The following is a 22,264-nucleotide window of genomic DNA, read 5'->3' as shown; positions in this document are numbered from 1 at the left end:
AGGTGAGGAGTCGGGGCTTTACTCTATAACGACGCAAGTCTCCGATATCAATTGGGTATCGATAACCGCGCCGACCGCGTCAATATCGGCGTCAATAAAAATCAGGTATCTCCATAAGGCGGCTTCCGGCAAAGTAGTCCCGCTCGGAACAAGCCAGGCTCGAGTCGAATTTGATGAACCACAGCGGGCAATCACCCCCGGGCAAACCGCGGTCTTCTATCGCGACGACCTGGTGCTGGGAGGCAGCATTATCGAAAAAAATAGTTGAATCGTTACTGCCGGTTCGATATATAAGAAATAGCAGTGGTTAATAACCAATTCGGAGGTGAACTATGCTGGAAGTTACATATTATGGACACAGTTGCGTGGCTGCTACTGACGGCACGCACAGATTGATTATTGACCCTTTTATTACCGGTAATCCCCAGGCGAATCTGAAAGCATCTGATATAAAGGTAGATTTCATTCTGGTCACACATGGTCACGGGGACCATCTCGGCGACGCCGTAGAGATAGCCAGGCGAAACCAGGCAACGATAATTGCGCCAAATGAACTGGCGATATATGTCAGCAAACTGGGAGCGCAGGCGCACAATATGCATATCGGCGGAGCCCATAATTTCCCATTCGGACGAGTCAAGCTGACTATCGCGCACCATGGCTCGGCGGCCGGTGACGGCTTGGTCTATACCGGAAATCCCTGCGGCTTCCTGATAACTATCGGCGGGAAAACTATCTATCATTCCGGGGATACCGGGCTTTTCTACGATATGAAACTTATTGGCGAGATGAATTCTATTGATATCGCCTTCTTGCCGATTGGGGATAATTTTACTATGGGTATCGACGATGCGGTGAAAGCGGTCGAGTTCTTAAAGCCAAAGAAGGTTACGCCGCTTCACTATAAGACCTGGCCTGTTATTGATGCCGAGCCGACGGAATTCGCATCCAAACTGCAAGGGACAGGTTCTGAAGTTGTCATTATGACACCAGGTCAGTCGATGATGGTCTGACGACCGATTTGAAAGTAGATATCGGCTGAACCGGCGGTGATTCAAGGAAAGAATAGCGGAGCATTTACAATGAAAAAGTTAGGTAAGGTCATTGGTTGGACAGCCGCGGTTATCGCCCTACTGCTCATTCTGGGCTTAGCCGGACTAGCGCTCTTTTTCCCCAAGGAGAAAGCCAAGGAAATTGCGATTGAAAAGATATCAACCGCTCTCCAGCGCCAGGTAACGATTGAGGGAGTCTCTCTTTCGTTCTGGGGCGGGTTGGGTGTTTCTCTCGAAGATATCAAGATTGAAAATCCGCCCGGATTTGACCAGCCGAATCTACTTACCGCACAGGCGCTCGATGTCAAGCTGAGCCTCATTCCTCTGCTTTTTAAGCGTGTTGAAATTGACCGGGTAATTCTGGATAAGCCGGTCATTTTCATGCAAAGGCTGCCGAATGGGGCAGTCAATTTTAAGTTCGGCGCCGCTGTTGAGGAAGTATCGAGTGAAGAAAGCCAGACTCCGGAAGAGACCAAAGTTGCCGCGCTTGCGATTTCTTTCGAAGATATCAATATCAATAAAGGGAGATTGATTTACCGTGATGATTCTTCACGCACGGTAATCGATGCCAATGGTCTGGCTCTCCAGTCGCAACTGGAGATACCGGAGGCAGACTTTTATAAATCGCGCGGTCAATTGAAGATTGATAGCCTGAAGTACATAACGGCTAAATCAAAACTGCCGGCGATGAATTTAAGTGTCGACTATGACGCCGCCATCGATATGAAACAGAATTCGGTGGTGCTGTCGGATTCCAGGATAACCGTCAATGGTCTCGAATTCGACCTCAAACTGGGCATACCGAATCTGCAGACTCTGGCATTTGTCAACGCGCAAATTGAGACAGAAAAAGCGGAATTCTCAAAGATTATTTCCCTTCTTCCGGAGACAACCCGCTCCCGACTGGCAGAATACTCCCTGGCGGGAAAACTCGACCTGACAGCAATGGCGCGATATAATAAAGCGACCATACCAACCGTCAATTTCGAAGGAAAAGCGGAAATCAGTGGATTGGTCTTTTCGCAAAAGGGAATTGCCGGCGAACTGACTGTCAAATCGCTTCGAGCGGAAGTGCGGAATGATTATCTTAAAATGCAGTTGTCGGGAGGGGCCTATGCCGGAAGTCCGGTTGAAGGGTACCTGACGGTCAATGACTTCAAGAATCCGGTAATCGACGGTCATTTCAAGGGGAAAATTGACCTGGCGCTGTTCAATCCTTTTCTTCCAAAAGAAGGGGAGCCAGAAATCGCCGGTCAGGCGGAATTCGATCTGGGCGCGCGCGGTAGCGCCAAAGATCTGACCAAACTTAAAATGGAGGGGAATCTCCTGGTGAAGGACGGCAAGTATTCGGCCACTACTCTCCCTGAACCGATAGAGAGTTTTAATGCCGACATCAAATTGGCGCCGGATAACTGGGTTATCAACCGCATGGCAGTAGAATTTCCGTCGTCCGACATTGCCCTGACAGGCAATGTCAAAGACCCCTTCCCATATATCCTGCCAAAGTATTCCGCAATGGGAAGAAAACCGGTGATGAACTTCACGATGACCTCGAATCGATTTGACACCGATAAACTTTTTCCCGAGGCCGTTCCCGGGTCAGGCGTCAATCGGGCGGCACTTCCTGCCGATTCGCTCCCGCCGCTTCTCCTTCCGGACATAAACGGGTTAGGTAAGGCACAAATTGATACTCTGATTTATTCGAAAGTGGAATTCACCGATATCACGGGCGACATCGATATAAAGAATCGGGTCATTCATGTCACTGACGCCAGGGGAAAAGTCTATACCGGAAATGTCACCGGAGCGACAGAAATAGATTTGAACGATTTCAGCAATCCGCGTTACACCGGAAATTTTGAAGCCACGCAGGTTGAGGCAAATGATTTTCTGACCCGATTCACCAATTTTGGCGGTCATCTGTTTGGGAAGGTGAATCTCAATGGGGATTTTTCAGCGTCGGGATGGGAACCGGAGCCTCTGATACAGTCGCTGTCTATGGATGGTCTGGCCGTCTTCAATGAAGCCAAGATTGTCAATTTGAATCTTCTGACAGAGCTGTCAAAGCAATTGAATTTCAAGATGCCCAGTGAAGAATCTTTGAAGGATGCCGCCACTAAGTTCAAAGTTGAGGATGGCCGGGTGGTTTTTGAAGGGCTAAGATTCTCCAGTCAATTGGGTGACTGGAATCTTATCGGGTCGGTGGGATTTGATGGCTCGCTGGATTATATGGGAGAGATTCTTCTGTCGGAAAAGGTGACCGGCCAGCTGATGTCGCAGCCGGGAGCAGTTTCCGGTTTTGCTTCCTTGCTTAAGGAGAGTGGGTCGGGACGGGTCAAAGTGCCGTTTCGGCTGCGAGGTTCCTATGCCTCGCCCAAGTTGTCTCTCGATTTTTCGGTTAAGGAGCAGATGAAAGATAATCTCAAGAACAAGTTCGATTCGGCGATACAGAATCTGTTAAAGAAAAAGTAGGTGTCGTCACGGTTCAATTTACCGGTTTGGGGCGCCGATACGTATCTTATATATGATTTTTAAGACCATATTAGAGGATATCCGCGCTATCTATCGCAATGACCCGGCGGCGCGAAATATAGAGTTCATACTTTATCCCGGTTTTCACGCGGTACTGGCGCATCGGTTCATTCATCCTTTGCACAACCTGGGGCTGCCCTTCATACCCCGGCTCCTGTCGCAAATAGTCAGATTTCTAACCGGCGTGGAAATTCATCCCGGCGCGACCATAGGAAAAGGATTCTTCATCGACCACGGTGCCGGAATAGTGATTGGTGAAACCTCAGAAATAGGGGACAACTGCGTAATGTTTCATAACGTCACTCTCGGCGGCACCGGCAAGCATTCCGGGAAACGGCATCCGACTATCGGAAAAAGGGTCGTAATTGGCACCGGCGCTATCCTATTGGGTCCGCTGACCGTGGGAAATAATGTGAATATAGGCGCCAATACCTTTCTCTATATGGTCGATATACCTGACAACTGCACCGTGGTCGGCACTCCCGGTGTCATTACCAGACTTGAGGGAAAATCAGTTCATATCAAGCCGCAGAAGACGGTTGTCCCGGCCGACCGTATTCTGAACGAATCGCCGGTGCTCCCCAACGAATTATCCCCTCGAAATCAATAATTGACATCATAATAGCCGCGTGAGACGACGGAATCTTTTTGTTTGACAAAAAGATATAAAATGCTATCATTTCAGGTTCTGTAATTCCGGAAAGAAGAGGATTAGATGCGCTGGACGCAAACATATATACCAACTTTGAGAGAGGTGCCTTCGGAAGCGGAGCTTATATCGCACCAATATCTTCTCCGGGGCGGTTACATCCGCAAACTGGCCGCCGGGGTTTATATTTATCTTCCTTTGATGCAACGAGTTATAGAGAAATTCAGCCGAATTGTGCGGGAAGAAATGAATCGCGCCGGGGCGATTGAGATAACTATGCCAGTCTTGCATCCGGCTGAGGTCTGGCAGCTATCAGGGCGTTATAACACCGTCGGTAAGGAGCAGATGCGGCTGAAAGACCGCCATGAACATGAATTGGTTCTGGGGGGAACCCACGAAGAGATAGTAACTTATCTGCTTAAGGGAGAGTTGAAAAGTTATAAGCAGCTGCCTATCAACCTCTATCAGATTCAGGTGAAATTTCGAGATGAAATCAGACCCCGGTTTGGATTGATGCGCGGTCGTGAATTCATTATGAAAGATGCTTATACCTTTGATGCCGATGAGAAATCATTCGAGAATTCGTACCAGAAGATGGTTGATGCTTATTTCGCAATCTTCAAACGAGCGGGGTTGGATACCAGAAAGGTCGAGTCTGACACCGGCGCCATGGGGGGGAAGGCGGCTCATGAATTTATGTTGATTGTGGATACCGAAGGGGGAGAGCAAAATCTTGTCTTTTGTGACCATTGCGAGTATGCCGCCAATATGGAAAAAGCCACTTTCAGAGAAGCCAATCCGCCGGCGCTTGACCATGAGCTTCTGCCGGTAAAAGAAGTGGAAACCCCGCAGGCATCTACCATCGAGGAAGTAACCGCTCTCTTGAAAGTTGAAGCAAGACGTCTGGTTAAGACTTTGATATATCTGGGCGACGGCAAACCGGTGGCGGCTCTGATTAGAGGGGACCGGGGTCTGAATCTGACAAAGTTGAAGAATCATTTAGGGGTCAACGAGTTAGAAATGGCTCCTCCTTCCATAGTGGAAAAGATTACCAAATGCCCGGTTGGTTTCGCCGGACCGATCGGATTGCCGAATATTCCCATTATTGTAGACCATGAAATCAGCCGGCTTCGCAACTTCATAACCGGCGCCAATAAATTTGAAAAGCACCTGCTGAATGTAAATCTGGGAAGAGATTTTAAGGCAACGGCGGTTGCCGACATAGTGGAGGCTCAAGCCGGAGAAAAATGCCCTCTCTGTGACGGGCATCTTACCATCAAGAGAGGCATTGAGGTCGGCAATACCTTCATGCTGGGAACAAAGTACTCCGCTTCCATGGGGGCAGTTTTTCTGGATGCCGAAGGAAATGAAAAGCCGTTCATCATGGGTTCGTACGGGATTGGAATCACCCGCACTCCCCAGGCCGCAATTGAAAAATATCATGACAGCAAAGGGATTATTTGGCCCAAAAATATTGCCCCATATCTGGTGGAGATTGTCCCGGTCAATTTTGAGAAAGAGGAACACCAGAAGGCCGCGGAACATATCTATAAGGAACTGGTTAATAATGATATCGACTGCCTGCTGGATGACCGTTTAGACCGCGCCGGGGTTAAGTTTAACGATGCCGACTTGATTGGCATTCCGGTGCGAATCACAATTGGCGAAAAGTCATTAAAACAAGGGCGAGTGGAGATTAAGTATCGGGGTTCGGATAAAGTTGAGCTGGTTGAACTGGAAGGAGCAGTGGCAGCGGTGAAGGGTCTTCTTGATCAGGTCAATTGACGGCAAAGCAGTTGCGGAATGATGAGTTTTGAATTATATTTACAGGTTATATTCTTAGCCATACCGGCTCAGGATAAACATTTAGTGATATGGAGCTGAAGAACAGAATAATGGAACTTCTGGCTGCCCCTCTTTTGGAAGAAGGATTTGACATTGTGGAGATAAAGCTGGCGCGCTACAGGAAAGACAGCCGCCTGCAGATATTCGTCGATTCTGATAACGGGGTCAGGCTTGATGATTGTGCCCGATTGTCGCGCAGAATTGAGACCATTATTGAAGAGAACGCGGTTTTCGGTTCTGGCTACACGCTGGAGGTCTCCTCGCCGGGATTGGACCGTCCCCTGTTGACAGCTCGTGATTTTCGTCGCCGGGTGGGTGAGACTATTCAGCTGACTTTTAACGATTTAGATATAGCAGCGGTCAAAGGCGAGCTAATTTCCGCGGATGATGTCATGCTGGAGCTGAAAATGTCCGATGGCACCCGGAAAATCAATCTCGACCAGGTAAAGATGGGAAAAATTCTTTTTTGATGGAGTAATGCCAAGATGGCTTATGAGATAGTACAGGAATTGGCGAATATCGCTCGCGACAAGAATATCGATATGGATATCGTGGTCAGCAAAGTGGAAGAGAGCCTTCTTGCCGCCGCCAAAAAGAAGTATCCGCTGGCGGAGAATATCTCCATAAAACTTGACCGTAAAAAAGGGGAAATCTACATGATTGCGGTCAAGAAGGTGGTGAAGAAGGTTTCGGATAAGATGACGGAAATCTCGCTGGAAGACGCCCGTGAGCTGGATGACTCCGCCCAGATTGGCGACGAGATGGATATCTACCTGGAATTATATGAGGAATTGGGGCGCAATGCCATTACCACCGCCAAGCAGGTTCTTATACAGAAGGTGCGTGAAGCAGAGCGGGACAAAATTTACGACGAATATATTACCCGTGTCGGTCAGCTGGCATCGGGGACGGTGCAGCAGATAGATAAGGGAAATCTGATTATAAACCTGGGTAAGGCTGAAGCGATTCTGACGACAAAGGAGCAGATTCCCCGCGAGAAATACCGTCAGGGAGACCGCATCAGGGCTTTTATTCTCGATGTCCAGAAATCGATGGCCGGTCCCCAGGTGATATTGTCGCGCGTCAGCAACGATTTCATACGCTGTCTCTTTGAGCTGGAAGTCCCGGAGATTTTCGAGCGTGTAATCGAAATCAAGGCGATTGCCCGGGAACCTGGGGAAAGAACCAAGATAGCGGTATATTCCGCTGACGAACGAATCGACCCGGTCGGCGCCTGTGTCGGTATCAAGGGAGTGCGGGTGCAGGCAATTGTCAGAGAACTGAACAACGAGAGAATAGATATCATTCCCTTCAGTTCCAATCCGGAAGTTTTTGTAACTCGTTCCCTGGCGCCGGCGAAAGTGGTTCATATCGATGTTTTTGAAGATGAGACGGCGATGACGGTTGCAGTTGAAGATGATAAATTATCGCTGGCTATCGGTAGAAGCGGACAGAACGCCCGACTGGCTTCCAAGCTGACCGGCTGGAAGATAAATATCATGTCGGAGACGGAATATAACGAGATGAAAAAACGGGAAGCCGAGGACCTGGTGCCGGTGGGTAGTCTCGAGGGAATAGGCGCTAAAATGGAAGAGCGGCTGGTGGCGGCGGATATAACCACCGTGCAGAAGCTGGCTAAGACTAACCCGGAGACATTGATAGAAATTGAGGGAATCGGTCAGAAGACGGCGGAGACCCTGATTGAAAAAGCGAAGGCAATGGTGGCGGAGTTAGCCATGCGCCGCAAGGAAGAAGATAGACGGCGAAAAGAGGAAGAGGCCGCCGAGAAAAAGGAAGCGGCTAAAGGCGAGTCGATAGCGCCGTCGGCCGACATTAATGTTGACGCAAAAGATGAAAGTTGACGACCCTCTTAATGGTCAAGTTTCATTGAAACAGCGACGCGCGGGAAGGAATTATAATGGCAAAGAAACGACTATATGAAGTAGCCAAAGATTACAATATCTCTTCAAACGCGCTCATGTCGATACTCGCGGAGCTCGGTTTTGCTCCGAAGTCGCATATGTCAGTTGCGACCGATGAGATGATGAATGCCATTCGAAGCAAATTCGATGCGGAAAAGGAAGCCGTCAAGAAAGATATTGAACTGAAAAAGAAGCCTAAACCGGCACCGCCTGTCGCGGTTGTGGAAGCGCCGCCGTCGCCGACGACCGTGGTTAAAGGACTGGATGAGCGCCTGGCAAAGCTTTCGCAGGCGTTAAAGCGCCACGACAAGCGCAAGAAGAAGTTCGATAAGCGGAAGAAGGGACGCGACGCCCATCAGGTGGACCACAAGGCAGTGGTTAAGAGCTTTAAAGCGACGATGGCGACGATGGGCGGTCCGAAAAAGACCAGAAAGTATAAAAGGCGTTTCAAGTCGGGCGGCACCGTCGAGATTCCTGAAGAGAATATCATCGAAGTTAATGAATTTATGACGGTGGCGGAATTGGCGCGCGCCATGGATATGAAGCCGGCGGAGCTGATTTCGGTCTGCTTCAAAATGGGCATGATGGCGTCAATCAATCAGCGCCTTGACCTGGAGACTATCGAGACCTTGGCTCTGGAGTGCGGTTACGGTATCAAGGAAAAAGGGGAGATAGGCGAAGAAGCGCGCGAGGCTGAATCTGAGGAAAATCTTGTTACAAGGGCGCCGGTGGTCACCGTTATGGGGCATGTGGACCACGGCAAGACTTCGCTTCTGGATTATATTCGCAAAACCAATGTGGTGGCAAGCGAAGCCGGCGCTATCACGCAGCATATCGGCGCCTACGAGGTAATCCACGCCAATGGAAGTATAACTTTTATCGATACCCCGGGACATGAAGCCTTCACGGCTATGCGCGCCCGAGGCGCCCAGATTACCGACATCGTAGTGCTGGTGGTGGCGGCGGATGACGCCGTGATGCCGCAGACGGTGGAGGCTATTGACCATGCTCGCGCCGCCTCGGTTCCGATAATTGTTGCCATCAATAAAATAGACAAACCAACCGCCAACCCCGATATGATTCGTCAGCAGCTGTCCAAATATAATCTGCTTCCGGAAGAATGGGGCGGGAAGAATATCATGGTGGAAGTTTCGGCGAAGACGGGACAGGGGATTGATAAACTGCTGGAAATGATTCTTCTTCAGGCCGAGATGCTTGACCTCAAAGCCGACCCCCAGATAAGAGGCCAGGGGGTAGTTATAGAGGCAAAGCTGGAGCGGGGTAGAGGACCTATCAGCACCGCCATCATCCAGAAAGGAACGGTCTCAGTCGGCGACCCGATTGTTGCCGGGACATTTCATGGAAGAGTTCGGGTGATGTTGAGCGACCGGGATGTTCCCTTTGAGGAAGTTGGTCCTGGCCGGCCGGTGCGAATCACCGGTCTGAATGGCGTGCCCCAGGCGGGCGATACCTTCATGGTGGTCGCCGATGACCAGGAAGCTCGAGAAATTGCGCTGCGGAGAATGCAGGTGAAGCGCGAGCAGGAAATTCGGCGCGGTTTTGGTCAGACAACTCTGGAAGGCATTTATGCTCAAATTCGGGAGGGGCAGCTCAAAGAATTGCGTTTGATTATTAAAGCTGATGTTGACGGTTCGGCGGAAGTGCTGGCGGAAGCCTTGAGCAAGATTGCGACCGAAGAGGCGCGAACGGTAATCATCCATAAAGGAGTGGGCGCTGTAAGCGAGTCCGATGTTCTTCTGGCGGCGGCGTCTAATGCCATTATTATCGCTTTTAATGTTACTCCGGATGGCCGCGCCCGCGAGACGGCGGCTCGTGAGAAGGTCGATATTCGCCAGTATAATATTATCTATGATGTCGAAAACGACATCCGCAAGGCTCTGGAGGGAATGCTTTCGCCGGTCATCAAGGAAGAGTTCTCCGGTCTGGCAGAAGTCCGGCAGGTATTCAAAATTCCGAAAGTCGGCGCCATTGCGGGATGTTTTGTGAAAGAAGGCACCATTCGTCGCACCGACAATGTGCATATTGTCCGCGATGGGCGGATTATCTATAACGGCACGCTGAGTTCATTAAAACGGTTCAAAGATGACGTGCGGGAGGTTCAAAGCGGCTACGAGTGCGGAATTGGGGTGGAAAACTATAACGATATAAAGGTCGGTGATACCATAGAAGTGTACCATCTGGTTGAGACGGCTAAGAAACTGGAGTAAGAAGGATAGAGTTTGATAGTCGGTACGGTATTAATAGACCTTAATCTGCCGGGAGTGACCTCTTTAAAAGAGAAACGACGGAGACTGAAACCGCTTCTGACAAGGCTTCAGAATCGCTTCAACATATCGATTGCGGAAGTAGATTTCAACGATAACCTGAGATTGGCGCAAATAGGGGCGGCCGTAGTCTCCAATAATAAGGCATTTGCCGACCAGGTTATCGCCAAGCTCATCGACCATATCCGCGGCGAACCGGAGATTAACCTGGCTGATTACAGAGTTGAAATCCTTTAGGTGAATTATGAGACAGTTCAAACGTTCCGAGCGAATCAGCAGTCAGATGCTGCGCGATGTCCAGCAGATTCTGGAACCGGAGTGCAGCGCCAATCTGAAATTCCTGGTGACCTTTACCGATGTCGAGGTCAGCGAAGACCTCCGCTACGCCACAATATTCTATTCCGTGCTGGGTGACGACAAGGAGAAAAAAGAGGCGGCCGGATTTCTGGCGCATATTCGGGGTCGCGTGCAGTCGGACCTGGGGGAACTGCTAAGGCTCAAAAACACGCCGACCATAAAATTCAAATTTGACCCGTCGATTGAGCGCGGTGTTCGCATTGAGCAACTTCTTAATGAAATTTCACGCAAGAATGAATCCTGACATTCAGAAAACATATAACGATATTCTCTCCGCGGTTAAGAAAGCGGAGAAAATCATTGTGTCATCACACGAGGATCCTGACGGTGATTCCATCGGCTCTCAGCTGGCTTTTGCAAGATTCGCCAGATCTCTCGGTAAGAAGATCACCCTGGTAAATCAGGGGAAGATTCCCGGGAAGTACCTTTTCCTGCCGGGGGTAGCCGAAATTCTAAATGTCGATAATTACTCAGGCGAGGTCGATTATGACCTGGCGGTCATATTTGAATGCCCCTCGCCGGAGCGCTTGGGAAAAGTGGTCCGGCTCCTTCCAAAAGAGGCGCCTCTTATCAATATAGACCATCATCCCGACAACAGCCTATTTGGCAATATTAATCTATTAAACAGCCGGGCTTCGTCGGTCGGTGAAATGTTGGTGGAATTCTTTAATGCGACCGGTCAGACAATCGACCGGGAAATGGCAGTTAGTCTATATGCCGCAATTCTGACCGACACGGGTCGTTTCCGTTACAATTCTACCACGAGGCGGACTATGGAGATTGCGGGTCAACTGATTGAATTAGGCGCCGACCCGCGTGAAATATGCGACCGGATATATTACGCCATGCCGCAATCACTCATTCGATTAACGGCGTCGGCTCTTGCCAATATAAATTTCTACGAGCAAGGTAAAATCTGCCTGATGCTGGTGGACCGCAAGATGCTGGAGCAGAGCCGCGCCGATTACAGCGACCTGGATGGTCTTGCCGACTACACTCTGTACGGAAACAGCGTAATTGTCGGCGGGCTCATAAAAGAGATCGAGAAAGGACGCACCAAAGTATCGCTGCGCTCCAGAGACCGTGTGGATGTCTCCCGGGTGGCGCACAAGTACGGCGGCGGCGGTCATCATAATGCCGCCGGCTTTGCCGTCAATTTGCCGGTTGAGTCCGTCAGTGAAGTTTTACTGGAAGATTTGAGGAAGATGGTAAATGGTAAGCTATGACGGCATACTGCTGGTAAGCAAACCGTACGGCATTACCAGCAACGATCTGGTCTCCAATCTGAAGCAGAGTATCGGGGTGCGCCGTATCGGTCACACCGGCACTCTGGACCCGCGCGCCACCGGCTTGATGGTTGTCTGCCTGGGACGAGCCACCAAGATTGTCCAATTCCTGGCGGATATTGATAAGTCGTATGACGCCGAAGTCAAACTGGGCGTTCGCTCCTCGACTTTTGATTCCGAGGGAATCATAGAAGAGGAGCCGCGACCGGTGCCGCCGCTGAACGAAAAAGAGGTAACTTCTATTCTCAAGGAATTTACCGGCAAGATAACCCAGAAGGTGCCGGCATATTCGGCGGTCAAAGTGGGCGGGCAGCGTCTCTATAAACTTGCCCGTAAAGGAAAAGAAGTCGAGACGCCGGAGAGGGAGGTGGAGATTACCAAGATTGCCCTCAAGAAATTGGAACTGCCGGTGATAGGAATTGAAGTTACCTGTTCTAAAGGCACTTATATCAGGACGCTGGCGCATGATATCGGAGAACGAATCGGGTGCGGCGCTTATCTTCACCGGCTCAATCGCACCATGGTGGGGAATTTTCATCTTAGAGACGCCCTGACTATGAATGAAATCAAATACTATCGTCAGGCAGGAACGCTCAAGAGGTACATGCGCCCGATAGAAGAGGTTTTGAATTTTCCGGTGATTAAGGTGAATGAGCAGTTTGCGCCTCTGATTATATCGGGCAAGTCACCACGATTGAAAGATATTGCCGAGGTGAGTGGAAAGTTTTCGCCGGACCAGTTAATCAGCCTGATGGACCATACGGGACGAATCATGGCGGTGGGAAAATGCGAAATCTCCTCAACGGAGATTATGGAATACAAAGGGAAAGATTTCTTTACCTATGTCAGGGTGCTAAATTGAATTTGAAAATTATAAATGGGATTAGCGGTTTCCCGGTTGAAATTGAGAGGACAGTCGCCACCATTGGCACTTTTGACGGATTGCATTTGGGTCATCAGGCAATTCTGGAACAGTTGACGGTAGCGGCCCAAAGCAGCGGCATGGTCCCCCTGGCTATAACGTTTGAGCCGCATCCGCGAGTATTCGTGACTCCGCAAACTCCACCGCCTCTTTTGACCATCTGGGAAGAAAAGAAGAAACTGTTTGAATCATACCTCAAGTTTGGCTATTTACTGGTGTTAGAATTCAATGAATCAATCATGAATATGACGGCGGAAGAATTCGCGGTAGGCGTCCTTGTGAATAAATTGAAAGTTGGAAAATTGATTGTCGGTTATGACCATGCCTTCGGAAAGAATCGTTCCGGCACCATCAACGACCTGATAGTTTTGAGCCGGAAACATAATTTTGCCCTGGAGGTTGCCGGACCAGTACTGGTCGATGATATGCCGATATCCTCCTCGCGAATTCGTCGCCTTATCACCGACAACCGCCTGCCTGAGGCGCAGAGGATGCTGGGACACCCGTACCCGATTTGCGGCAAGGTTATCAAGGGTATAGGTCTGGGTAAGAAGCTCGGTTACCCGACCGCCAACCTGAAGGTAAACCCCCGCAAACTGCTTCCAGTGGAAGGGGTCTATGCCTGCCAGACGGAGATTGAAGGAAAAATGTATGACGGCATGATGTTTATCGGAACCAATCACTTCAATCCGGCGGCGGGGATTTCGGTGGAGGTAAACGTGTTCGAGTTTCAGGAAAGTATTTATGACCGGGAGATTTTTTGCTATCCCCAGGAATATATTCGAGAAAATCGATTCTATGATGACACCTCGAAACTAATCGACCAGATTAGGTTGGACAAGGAAAATGTATTGAAGTTAAAAGATAGAGGAGTATGAAATGCCTGTAAGCAAGGAAAAGAAAGCCGATATGATCGGCAAGTACCGTCTGCACAAGACCGACACCGGTTCGCCGGAAGTCCAGATTGCAATACTGACGGAAGAAATCAATGCTCTGACAGAACATCTGCAGAAGCATTCCAAAGATTTTCACAGCCGCCGCGGTCTGCTGAAGAAAGTGGGCCAGCGTCGTCGTTTGCTGGATTATCTAATGGATCGCGATATCGAAAGTTATCGCCAAATCATTTCACAGCTAAATATCCGTCGATAGAGCGGGAGTTAGGAAAAGATGCATCACAAAGTGGAATTAGAAATCGGCGGAAAGAAGCTGTCGATAGAATCAGGAAAAATAGCGCTGCAAGCCAATGGCGCCGTAACAATGCGACTGGGCGACACCATGCTTCTGTCGGCCGTCTGCGCCTCCGATAAACCGGTGGAAGGACAGGATTTTTTCCCTTTAACAGTTGACTATCGGGAAAAGACCTATGCCGCCGGCAAAATACCGGGAGGTTTCTTCAAGCGCGAAGGACGACCGACCGAAAAAGAGATTCTCTCCATGAGAATTATTGACCGTCCCATCCGACCGCTCTTCCCGGAGAAATTTTTCAATGAAGTGCAGTGCCATAATATCGTGCTTTCTTCAGACCAGGAAAACGACGCCGATGTCCTTGGTCTTACCGGCACATCAGCCGCCCTTGCCGTTTCGGACATTCCCCTGGTGTCGATAATCGCGGGCGTCAGGGTCGGCAGGGTTGACGGAAGGTTGATTGTCTTTCCCAGCTACAGCCAGCTGGAGGAATCTGATATCAATCTCACCATAGCCGGCTCGAAGGAACATATTACGATGGTAGAGGGGGGCGGCCGAGAGGTCTCCGAAGGAGATCTGCTGGAGGCGCTTTCCTTTGGTCACGAAAATATCAAACTGATAGTGGCGAAGATTGAGGAGCTTCAAAAAGTATGCGGTAGGCCAAAGATGCAATTTGTGCCGCCGCCGGATAACCTGGAGCTGAAGAACCGGGTGGAGGAAATGGCGCGCCAGCGGCTGGATGAATATAATCGCATCGCTGATAAAGACTTGCGCCGCGAGAATAAACGCAAACTGGAGGAGGAGATTCAGGCGGCGCTGTTAGAGGCATTCCCTGAATCCGAAGGCATCATTGCCAATCTCATTCACGACATTGACTCCGAGTTGATGCGAAATATGATTATTGGGGAGGGGAAACGGATTGATGGCAGAGGACCCGATGACATCCGCCAGATTACCTGCGAAGTCGGCGTTCTGCCCCGGACCCATGGCTCAGCACTATTCACCCGCGGTCAGACCCAGGCGCTGGTGGTTCTCACATTGGGGACAAAGATTGACGAGCAGCGTATTGAAGACCTGGAAGGTGAATCGACCAAGAGTTTTATGCTGCATTACAATTTCCCGTCATTTGCGACCGGTGAAGTCCGCCCTATACGCGGCGTGAGTCGCCGCGAGATTGGTCACGGCGCTCTCGCCGAGCGCGCCCTGCAGCCGGTGATTCCGGTGGAAGAGCGTTTTCCTTATACTATCCGGATTGTCTCCGATGTTCTGGAATCAAACGGCTCTTCATCAATGGCGTCGGTCTGCGGCGGTTCGCTGGCGCTTATGGACGGCGGCGTGCCGATTAAATCTGCGGTTGCCGGCGTCGCCATGGGCTTAATCAAAGAAGGTGAGAATGTTGTCGTCTTAACCGATATCCTTGGCGATGAAGACCATTTTGGTGATATGGATTTCAAGGTGGCCGGCACATCCAAAGGCGTGACCGCTTTCCAGATGGATATCAAGATGACCGGCATCGACCTGAAGACCATGGGGATGGCTCTGGAAAGAGCCAAGGTCGCCCGCCTGAGCATTCTGGATAAGATGAATGCGGTGATATCACGCAGCCGGGAAGAGCTTTCCGCCTACGCGCCGCGCATAATCACGCTAAAGATTAAAGTCGATAAGATCGGCGAGGTGATAGGACCCGGGGGCAAGATGATTCGGTCAATTGTTGAAGCCACCGGCGCCAAGATTGATATCGAAGATGACGGCACGGTGTTGATAGCCTCGGTCGATGGAGCCGCGGGACAGAAAGCTCTCGAAATGGTGCAGGCAATCGTTGCCGAACCGGAAATCGGAAAGGTCTATACCGGCAAGGTCCGTCGAATAACAGCCTTCGGCGCCTTTGTCGAGATTCTCCCCGGCACTGATGGTCTTCTGCATATTTCGGAAATTGACCATCAGCATGTCGCCCGAGTTGAGGATTATCTGAAAGTCGGCGACACGGTTGAAGTTAAAGTGATTAATATTGACCCGGAAGGCAAAATCAGGCTTTCCCGAAAGGTTTTGACCAAGGCGCGTTAATCATATATGGCATCGTCTGAAGGTATCAGGTATCAGAAGACGACGCTTCCTGATGGTCTGCGAATAGTTACGGAGAAGGTTCCCACTATTCGTTCCATCGCTATCGGCGTCTGGATAAATGTCGGCTCCCGCAATGAGGAAAAGCAGGAAGCCGGCATATCTCATTTCATCGAGCATATGGCGTTCAAGGGGACTACCCGTCGCTCCGCCAAGGAGATTGCCTCCTTTCTGGAATCTCTGGGGGGCTCGTTGAACGCTTTTACATCCCGCGAACAAACCTGCTATCACGCTCTGGTGCTGGACGAACATCTGGAGCAGGCTGTCGATATTCTGGCCGATATCACCCTGAATCCCAGCCTCAGTCTGACAAATCTCGAAAGGGAGAAGTCGGTTGTTATTGAGGAGATTCAAGAGGTGGAAGAGACGCCGTCGGAAAATGTCCATGAATTGTTCTCGGAGTCATTTTGGAGAGGGCAGCCAATAGGCCGCCCCATCATGGGCAATCGCTCCAATATCCGACGCTTGAACCGGAGCGACTTGATAAGATTTCGAGAGAAGCATTATCGTTCAGGTGATGTTGTTATTGCGGCGGCCGGAAATATCTCCCATAAGAAACTGGTGGAATTAGTCAGGAAGCGGTTTCATTTTCCGCGGGGAAGCGATTCCACAGGAAAAAATGCCCGTTCGCCGGAAAAATTTCTGCTGAGGCTATTTAACAAGAAAGCAAGCCAGACTCATCTCTGTCTCGGTTTTCCGGGAGTGAAATTTGATGACGCCCGGCGCAATACGATGCTGGCTATCCATACCTATCTTGGCGGCGGCATGTCGTCGGTTCTGTTTCAAAAGATTCGGGAGGAAAAAGGAATAGCCTATTCTGTATATACTTTTCCCGATTTCTATAAGGACAACGGACTGATTGGCGTTTATCTGGCGGCTGACCGGCGGCGGCTTAAAGCGGCGCTGGAGATTATATTTCGGGAATTGCGTAAACTCAAGAAAGAGCGAATTCCCGAAGAACGGCTCGCCCAGGTCAAAGAGCAGATGAAAGGAAACACGACACTCGGGTTGGAATCGGCTATGAGCCGGATGATCCGGCTGGGTCGTTTCGAGATTATGGCGGAAAAATACCTGCCTCTTGGCGATACCCTAAGGGCTATCAACAAGATCACCTCCGATGAGATAATCTCAATGGCGCGACAAATTTTCATCGAAGATAGATTAACCGTTACCCTGCTTGGTTCCGCGACTGAAAACGATTTGCGCGGGCTGGACTGGACAATCTAAAAAAGCGGCGGCGCGGCCTATGCCTATCATCGCCTTTCACGACGTGAGCCGAGGCTTTAGCCCCGGTATCACCAGATATCCTCCCAAACGATTTGAGCGACTTCTTGATTTTCTAATTGCGAGCGGTTTCCGCTTCCGGGGGCTGAGGGAATATCTGGAGTTAAGCGAAGCAGATGGGGAACTGGCTATTACTTTTGACGATGGGTACCGAAGTCTTCTGGATAATGCCGTTCCCGCTCTTAAAGCCCGCCATATTCCTTTCGCCATCTTTATTCCGGCAGGATTTGCCGGAAAGCAGAACCGCTGGGACTATACCTATCTCTTCAGTAAAAAAGAGCATCTTAGTCCCGAAGAGCTACGTCATCTATCAGATACAGGTGTAGAAATTGGCTCGCATGGATTGACCCATATCTGCCTGACCGACCTTTCCGACCGCCTGCTCAGACTGGAACTGGAGAACTCCAGGAAAATCCTGGAAGATATGACCGGCAGGGAAGTGGCTTACTTGAGCTATCCCTTCGGGCGATATAACGAGCGGGTGGAGGTGCGCGCCTTGGACGCCGGATACCTGAGAGGCTTTTCACTTGCCGGTTTCAGACGAAGCCGCCTTGGTTTCAGCATCTCCCGAAGGGTCGTGTACTACCATGATACCCCTCTGGCGGTCGGCGCCAAACTGATGTCTGGACCGTTACTGCCGGTGGAGCATATTAAAGAGTCGATTCTCAATGCCTATTCCTATGGAACTATCCTCTATAATCGACTCCTTCCAGAAAGCTGGCGTCAGCCAACATATCACTAAAATCTCTTGATAATCTGATAATATTCTTATAATTTTGCAACTTAAACTGAAACCGTCAAACCATGCTTGGCTGGTAAAATGCAACAAAAACAGGTCCGAACCTTAAAGTATGACTTTAAGGCGATTGAGCAAAAGTGGCAGGAAAGATGGGACAGCGAGGGGCTATATAGAGCGCCTCGTATTCCCACCCGCGAAAAATTCTATATGCTGGTGATGTTTGCCTATCCCTCCGGCGACATACATATGGGGCATTTCCGGAACTACATTGTTGGCGATGCCGTCGCCCGCTACCAGATGATGCTGGGCAAGGATGTGCTGCATCCTTTTGGCTGGGACGCCTTCGGACTTCCCGCCGAAAGAGCCGCCATCCAGCGCAAACTTCACCCGGCAGATTGGACCTACCGGAATATTGAGGTCTCAAGAAATACTTTAAAGAGGACCGGTATCTCGTTTGACTGGGATAGGGAGATTATCTCCTGCAGCCCCGACTATTACAAATGGACGCAATGGATGTTTGTCCAGCTGTTTAAGAAAGGACTGGCCTATCAGAAAACCGGCTGGGTGAACTGGTGTCCGGAAGATAAGACGGTTCTGGCGAACGAACAGGTTGTCAACGGAGCCTGCGAGAGATGCGGAACGCCAGTGGAAAAGAAAGAGCTAAAGCAGTGGTATTTTGAGATTACGGCGTATGCCGACCGCCTTATCGACGACCTCGACAAACTGCCGAACTGGCCAGAAAATGTAAAACAGATGCAAAAAGAATGGATTGGCCGCTCCTATGGAGCTGAGATTGACTTCATCATCAAAGGAACCAGGGAGAGAATGCCAATTTTTACCACCCGGCCGGATACTATTTTTGGGGTGACCTATATGGCGCTCGCCCCGGAATCGCCGCTGGTGGAGCGGCTCGGCATGGCGCCTGAATACCGGGAAAAAGTGGAAAGATACCGGAAAGAGGTCCTTCTCCGTTCGGAAATAGAGCGGGCGTCGGCAACCGGAGAGAAAGACGGCGTCTTCACCGGGCAGTACGCCATAAATCCCTTTAATGGAGAAGAGGTGCCGCTCTGGGTAGCAGATTATGTGCTGGCGCACTATGGAACCGGGGCAGTTATGGCGGTGCCGGCGCACGACAGCCGAGACTTCCTCTTTGCAAAGAAATATAATTTACCGATTAAAATTGTCATCCATCCTGACAATCAGACACCGCTGGACCTGTCAGAAATGACCGATGCCTTCACCAATTATGGGGTTATGGTCAATTCCGGTATATTTGACGGTCTGGTTGGAGATGAAGCAGTCAAAATAGTAACCGCCTATGCCGCGGAAAAGGGATTCGGCAGAGAAAAAAAGAACTATAAATTGCGGGACTGGCTGATTTCGAGGCAACGTTACTGGGGGGCGCCGATTCCGATAATCCATTGTCCTCAATGTGGTCAGGTGGCGGTCCCGGAGGCGGAGCTTCCGGTCCTTTTGCCCAAGGTTGAGAATTTCTTGCCTAAAGGACGTTCGCCGCTGGCTGATGTGGAAGAATTCATATCGGTTAATTGCCCTCAATGCGGAGGAAAAGCGGAGCGCGACCCCGATACCATGGACACATTCGTCTGCTCCTCCTGGTATTACCTGAGGTATCTCGACCCTCGCAATGAAGGGGAGCCGTACTCGCGAGAGTTAGCGGCGCACTGGATGCCGGTTGACAAATATATCGGAGGCATTACTCATGCCACCGGACATCTGATTTATTTCAGATTTTTCCAGAAGTTCTTGAAAGATATCGGCTGGCTGAACGATGATGAACCGGCGAAAGAACTTTTCAACCATGGAATGGTCATGGACCCCAAAGGGGAGGTAATGTCGAAGTCGAAAGGGAATGTGATATCGCCCATTGATGTCATGGATGAACGCGGGATTGACATTTCCCGGCTTGGCATGTTCTTCCTTGCGCCCACGGAGAAGGCGGTTTCCTGGTCGGAAGATGTTCTGACCGGCGTTGAGAAATTCGTAATGAATCGTTTTTATCCGCTGGTCGGCGCCTATCGCGGCAGCGCCCCCGACTTAAAGCAATACTTTAAGTTGGCCGGACTGGATGACTATTCCAGGTCTATCTATATAAAACTGAATCAGACCATTAAACGTATTTCGGATGATTATGGGAGACTGCAGTATAATACCGCCATTTCGGCGCTGATGGAACTGACGCGCGATTTCGACAGCGCCAGAATCTCGGACAATCGGCTTAATGATTATCTGATTAAGAAGGCGATTCTTCTGATAGCCCCGATGGCGCCGCATCTGGCAGAGCAGATGTGGCATGAATGCGGCGAAACCGAATCAGTCTTCCGCGCTGATTGGCCCAGTTTTGACCCAAGCGCAATCCATTTTGACACAGTTAAAATAGCGGTGCAGGTTAACGGGAAAGTCCGCGCCGAGGTCGAGCTGCAACGAGACGCTTCCGAGGCTATGGCGGTCGAAGCGGCTCTGAACGACCCCAGGGCAAAAACCTACGTCGAAGGCAAGAGCGTCGTAAAGAAAGTATATATACCGAACAAACTGGTCAATCTGGTTGTGAAGTAGTGGGGCATCTGATTCGATTGAAGATGCAACGAATTCAAGGATAAGTTAACATAATATATCTTTTGGGACGTTGTCAAAACTCAAAACCAGCTTAGCCGCTGTATAAATCCATTCTCCCCCTTCTAACCTCCCCCTTCCAATATCCACATGACCCTATTCAACCCTGTGGTAGAAATGACCTGGTATTAATTATAGGACGCTTTATCTAATCTCTTGAAGGCGTACGCAGCGAGCCGTCGGGCTTCACGGAATCGCGTCTGCGGGCCGGGGGCTCCCAGTACGACCACGGTGACCTGCTTTCCCCTGCCGTCCTCGATGATAGTTGTCAGGCAGTAGTTAGACTCCGAGATATATCCAGTTTTGCCCGCTACGATTCGATACTTGGAGAAGACCAATTTATTGGTATTTACAATCCGTTTCAGCCTCTTGCGGTTGAAAACCCGGAAGCTATAGTCCTTGAGGCTGGTTATCCGGGCGATTTCGGGGTATAGAGTTGCATAGTTTATCAGCCTGGCACAATCGGCCGCGGTCGAGCGATTACGTTCATCAAGTCCGGTCGGCTCGAACATCTCCGTGTCAAAAAGGCCTATATGGCGCGCCTTTTCATTCATTTTTTCGGCAAAAGCCTCTATTGAGCCGGCGGCGGACCGCGCCAGAGCCCTCGCCGCCCGGTTGTCAGAGCGAATGAGAGCGGTATGTAAGAGGTCTCGGACCGTAACCTGGTCGCCGACACGAAAAATGGAACGGGATGAATTGCGGGCATCATCGGAAGTAATCGTTACCACCGAGTCGGGCCAGTAATTATCAAGTACAACCATAGCCGTCAAAAGCTTAGAAATTGACGCTATGGGGACTTTATTGTCGGCATTGTAGCAGTAAAGAACCTGGTGGGTTTCGTTGTCTATTGCAATGGCGGAGCGCAAATTCAAGCGGATGCCGCCGCAGAGATTGCTGTCGGGCAGGTCAAACTCGAAGAACCTGACCGGTTCCAGGCTGGTGAAGGAAGCCGGGGCCGTCTCGGTCCAGACAACTTTATATGACAGGAAAAGGAGCGAGCCGGCGACTACAAGAATGGCGGCGGATATTATGCCAATTTTTCGCCAGAGGTCTTTACTTAATATTTTATCCATTTCACCAATTCAGGCAAAGTGGGACGCTTGCCGTACATCAAGATACCGACCCGGAAGACCTTTGCTGTAATCCAAATCACGGCGACTGTGGTCAAGGCTGTGATTATAACGCCCAGGATTGCTTCAATGACAATCGGATTGCTTAAAGTAAAGGCGTCACCGCTCAATATATTCAGCCGCATTATCATCATAGTCGGCGTGAAAAATGGAATGAGTGAAAGGGTGACCACGACCGGCGAATCGGGCTCCTGGATGACATACATCGCCAGGAAGACCGGCAGAAGCAACGCCATGGTAATAGGGAAAATATAATTTTGCGCCTCTTTGTCGCTGTTGCAGATAGAGCCGATAAGAGCGAAGAGGGTGGAGTACATGATGTAG

At 50.2% G+C, this 22,264-nt stretch carries 20 protein-coding genes; 18 read left to right on the top strand and 2 right to left on the bottom strand.

The window, feature by feature from the left end; translation table 11 throughout:
- From AB1690_05295 to leuS, 18 genes are all read left to right on the top strand, one after another.
- Positions 1 to 268: aminomethyltransferase beta-barrel domain-containing protein (locus AB1690_05295; GenBank protein ID MEW6014717.1), on the top strand; the 268-nt coding region annotated here is incomplete at its 5' end.
- Positions 269 to 332: 64 nt separating this feature from the next.
- The gene (locus AB1690_05290) at positions 333 to 1,013 is read left to right on the top strand and encodes a metal-dependent hydrolase (GenBank protein ID MEW6014716.1); all 681 of its coding nucleotides are present in this window, start codon (positions 333 to 335) and stop codon (positions 1,011 to 1,013) included.
- Between the two features lie 69 nt (positions 1,014 to 1,082).
- Positions 1,083 to 3,524 (top strand): AsmA family protein, encoded by a 2,442-nt coding sequence (locus AB1690_05285; protein MEW6014715.1) that lies wholly within the window; start codon positions 1,083 to 1,085, stop codon positions 3,522 to 3,524.
- Positions 3,525 to 3,576: 52 nt separating this feature from the next.
- Positions 3,577 to 4,194, top strand: coding sequence for a serine O-acetyltransferase EpsC (gene epsC, locus AB1690_05280; protein ID MEW6014714.1), 618 nt, complete (start codon positions 3,577 to 3,579; stop codon positions 4,192 to 4,194).
- Positions 4,195 to 4,299: 105 nt separating this feature from the next.
- The gene (locus AB1690_05275) at positions 4,300 to 6,018 is read left to right on the top strand and encodes a proline--tRNA ligase (GenBank protein ID MEW6014713.1); all 1,719 of its coding nucleotides are present in this window, start codon (positions 4,300 to 4,302) and stop codon (positions 6,016 to 6,018) included.
- Between the two features lie 89 nt (positions 6,019 to 6,107).
- Positions 6,108 to 6,548, top strand: a complete 441-nt coding sequence (rimP, locus tag AB1690_05270) for a ribosome maturation factor RimP (protein ID MEW6014712.1) — start codon at positions 6,108 to 6,110, stop codon at positions 6,546 to 6,548.
- A gap of 15 nt (positions 6,549 to 6,563) precedes the next feature.
- Entirely contained in the window at positions 6,564 to 7,940 is a 1,377-nt protein-coding gene (nusA, locus tag AB1690_05265) for a transcription termination factor NusA (protein ID MEW6014711.1), read from the top strand.
- Between the two features lie 56 nt (positions 7,941 to 7,996).
- Positions 7,997 to 10,228 (top strand): translation initiation factor IF-2, encoded by a 2,232-nt coding sequence (gene infB / locus AB1690_05260; protein ID MEW6014710.1) that lies wholly within the window; start codon positions 7,997 to 7,999, stop codon positions 10,226 to 10,228.
- A gap of 12 nt (positions 10,229 to 10,240) precedes the next feature.
- Positions 10,241 to 10,522, top strand: a complete 282-nt coding sequence (locus AB1690_05255; protein MEW6014709.1) for a DUF503 domain-containing protein — start codon at positions 10,241 to 10,243, stop codon at positions 10,520 to 10,522.
- Positions 10,523 to 10,529: 7 nt separating this feature from the next.
- Positions 10,530 to 10,886 carry a 30S ribosome-binding factor RbfA gene (gene rbfA / locus AB1690_05250; protein ID MEW6014708.1) on the top strand — a complete coding sequence of 119 codons (357 nt, stop codon included), beginning with the start codon at positions 10,530 to 10,532 and terminating at the stop codon, positions 10,884 to 10,886.
- Positions 10,876 to 11,868 carry a bifunctional oligoribonuclease/PAP phosphatase NrnA gene (locus AB1690_05245; GenBank protein ID MEW6014707.1) on the top strand — a complete coding sequence of 331 codons (993 nt, stop codon included), beginning with the start codon at positions 10,876 to 10,878 and terminating at the stop codon, positions 11,866 to 11,868. The genes rbfA and AB1690_05245 overlap by 11 nt, the downstream gene beginning before the upstream one ends.
- Entirely contained in the window at positions 11,855 to 12,790 is a 936-nt protein-coding gene (gene truB / locus AB1690_05240; protein ID MEW6014706.1) for a tRNA pseudouridine(55) synthase TruB, read from the top strand. Before AB1690_05245 ends, truB begins: the two co-directional genes overlap by 14 nt.
- The gene (locus tag AB1690_05235; protein ID MEW6014705.1) at positions 12,787 to 13,728 is read left to right on the top strand and encodes a bifunctional riboflavin kinase/FAD synthetase; all 942 of its coding nucleotides are present in this window, start codon (positions 12,787 to 12,789) and stop codon (positions 13,726 to 13,728) included. Before truB ends, AB1690_05235 begins: the two co-directional genes overlap by 4 nt.
- A gap of 1 nt (position 13,729) precedes the next feature.
- Positions 13,730 to 13,999, top strand: coding sequence for a 30S ribosomal protein S15 (gene rpsO / locus AB1690_05230; protein ID MEW6014704.1), 270 nt, complete (start codon positions 13,730 to 13,732; stop codon positions 13,997 to 13,999).
- Positions 14,000 to 14,017: 18 nt separating this feature from the next.
- On the top strand, positions 14,018 to 16,099 hold the full coding sequence (locus AB1690_05225; GenBank protein ID MEW6014703.1) for a polyribonucleotide nucleotidyltransferase: 2,082 nt from the start codon (positions 14,018 to 14,020) through the stop codon (positions 16,097 to 16,099).
- 6 nt (positions 16,100 to 16,105) lie between these two features.
- The gene (locus AB1690_05220) at positions 16,106 to 17,383 is read left to right on the top strand and encodes a pitrilysin family protein (protein MEW6014702.1); all 1,278 of its coding nucleotides are present in this window, start codon (positions 16,106 to 16,108) and stop codon (positions 17,381 to 17,383) included.
- A gap of 19 nt (positions 17,384 to 17,402) precedes the next feature.
- Positions 17,403 to 18,182 carry a polysaccharide deacetylase family protein gene (locus AB1690_05215; GenBank protein MEW6014701.1) on the top strand — a complete coding sequence of 260 codons (780 nt, stop codon included), beginning with the start codon at positions 17,403 to 17,405 and terminating at the stop codon, positions 18,180 to 18,182.
- A 78-nt stretch (positions 18,183 to 18,260) separates the two neighbouring features.
- Positions 18,261 to 20,753 (top strand): leucine--tRNA ligase, encoded by a 2,493-nt coding sequence (leuS, locus tag AB1690_05210; GenBank protein ID MEW6014700.1) that lies wholly within the window; start codon positions 18,261 to 18,263, stop codon positions 20,751 to 20,753.
- A 185-nt stretch (positions 20,754 to 20,938) separates the two neighbouring features.
- On the opposite strand, the gene AB1690_05205 is transcribed toward leuS, so the two are convergent.
- Positions 20,939 to 21,883, bottom strand: coding sequence for a serine hydrolase (locus tag AB1690_05205; protein MEW6014699.1), 945 nt, complete (start codon positions 21,881 to 21,883; stop codon positions 20,939 to 20,941).
- A partial coding sequence (locus AB1690_05200) for an ABC transporter permease (GenBank protein ID MEW6014698.1) occupies positions 21,868 to 22,264 on the bottom strand: 397 nt, incomplete at its 5' end. The genes AB1690_05200 and AB1690_05205, both read right to left, overlap by 16 nt.

It is taken from the genome of Candidatus Zixiibacteriota bacterium (assembly GCA_040753495.1).
Classification (GTDB): Bacteria; Zixibacteria; MSB-5A5; order GN15; family PGXB01; genus DYGG01.
This window is presented reverse-complemented; position numbering and strand designations above follow the sequence as displayed.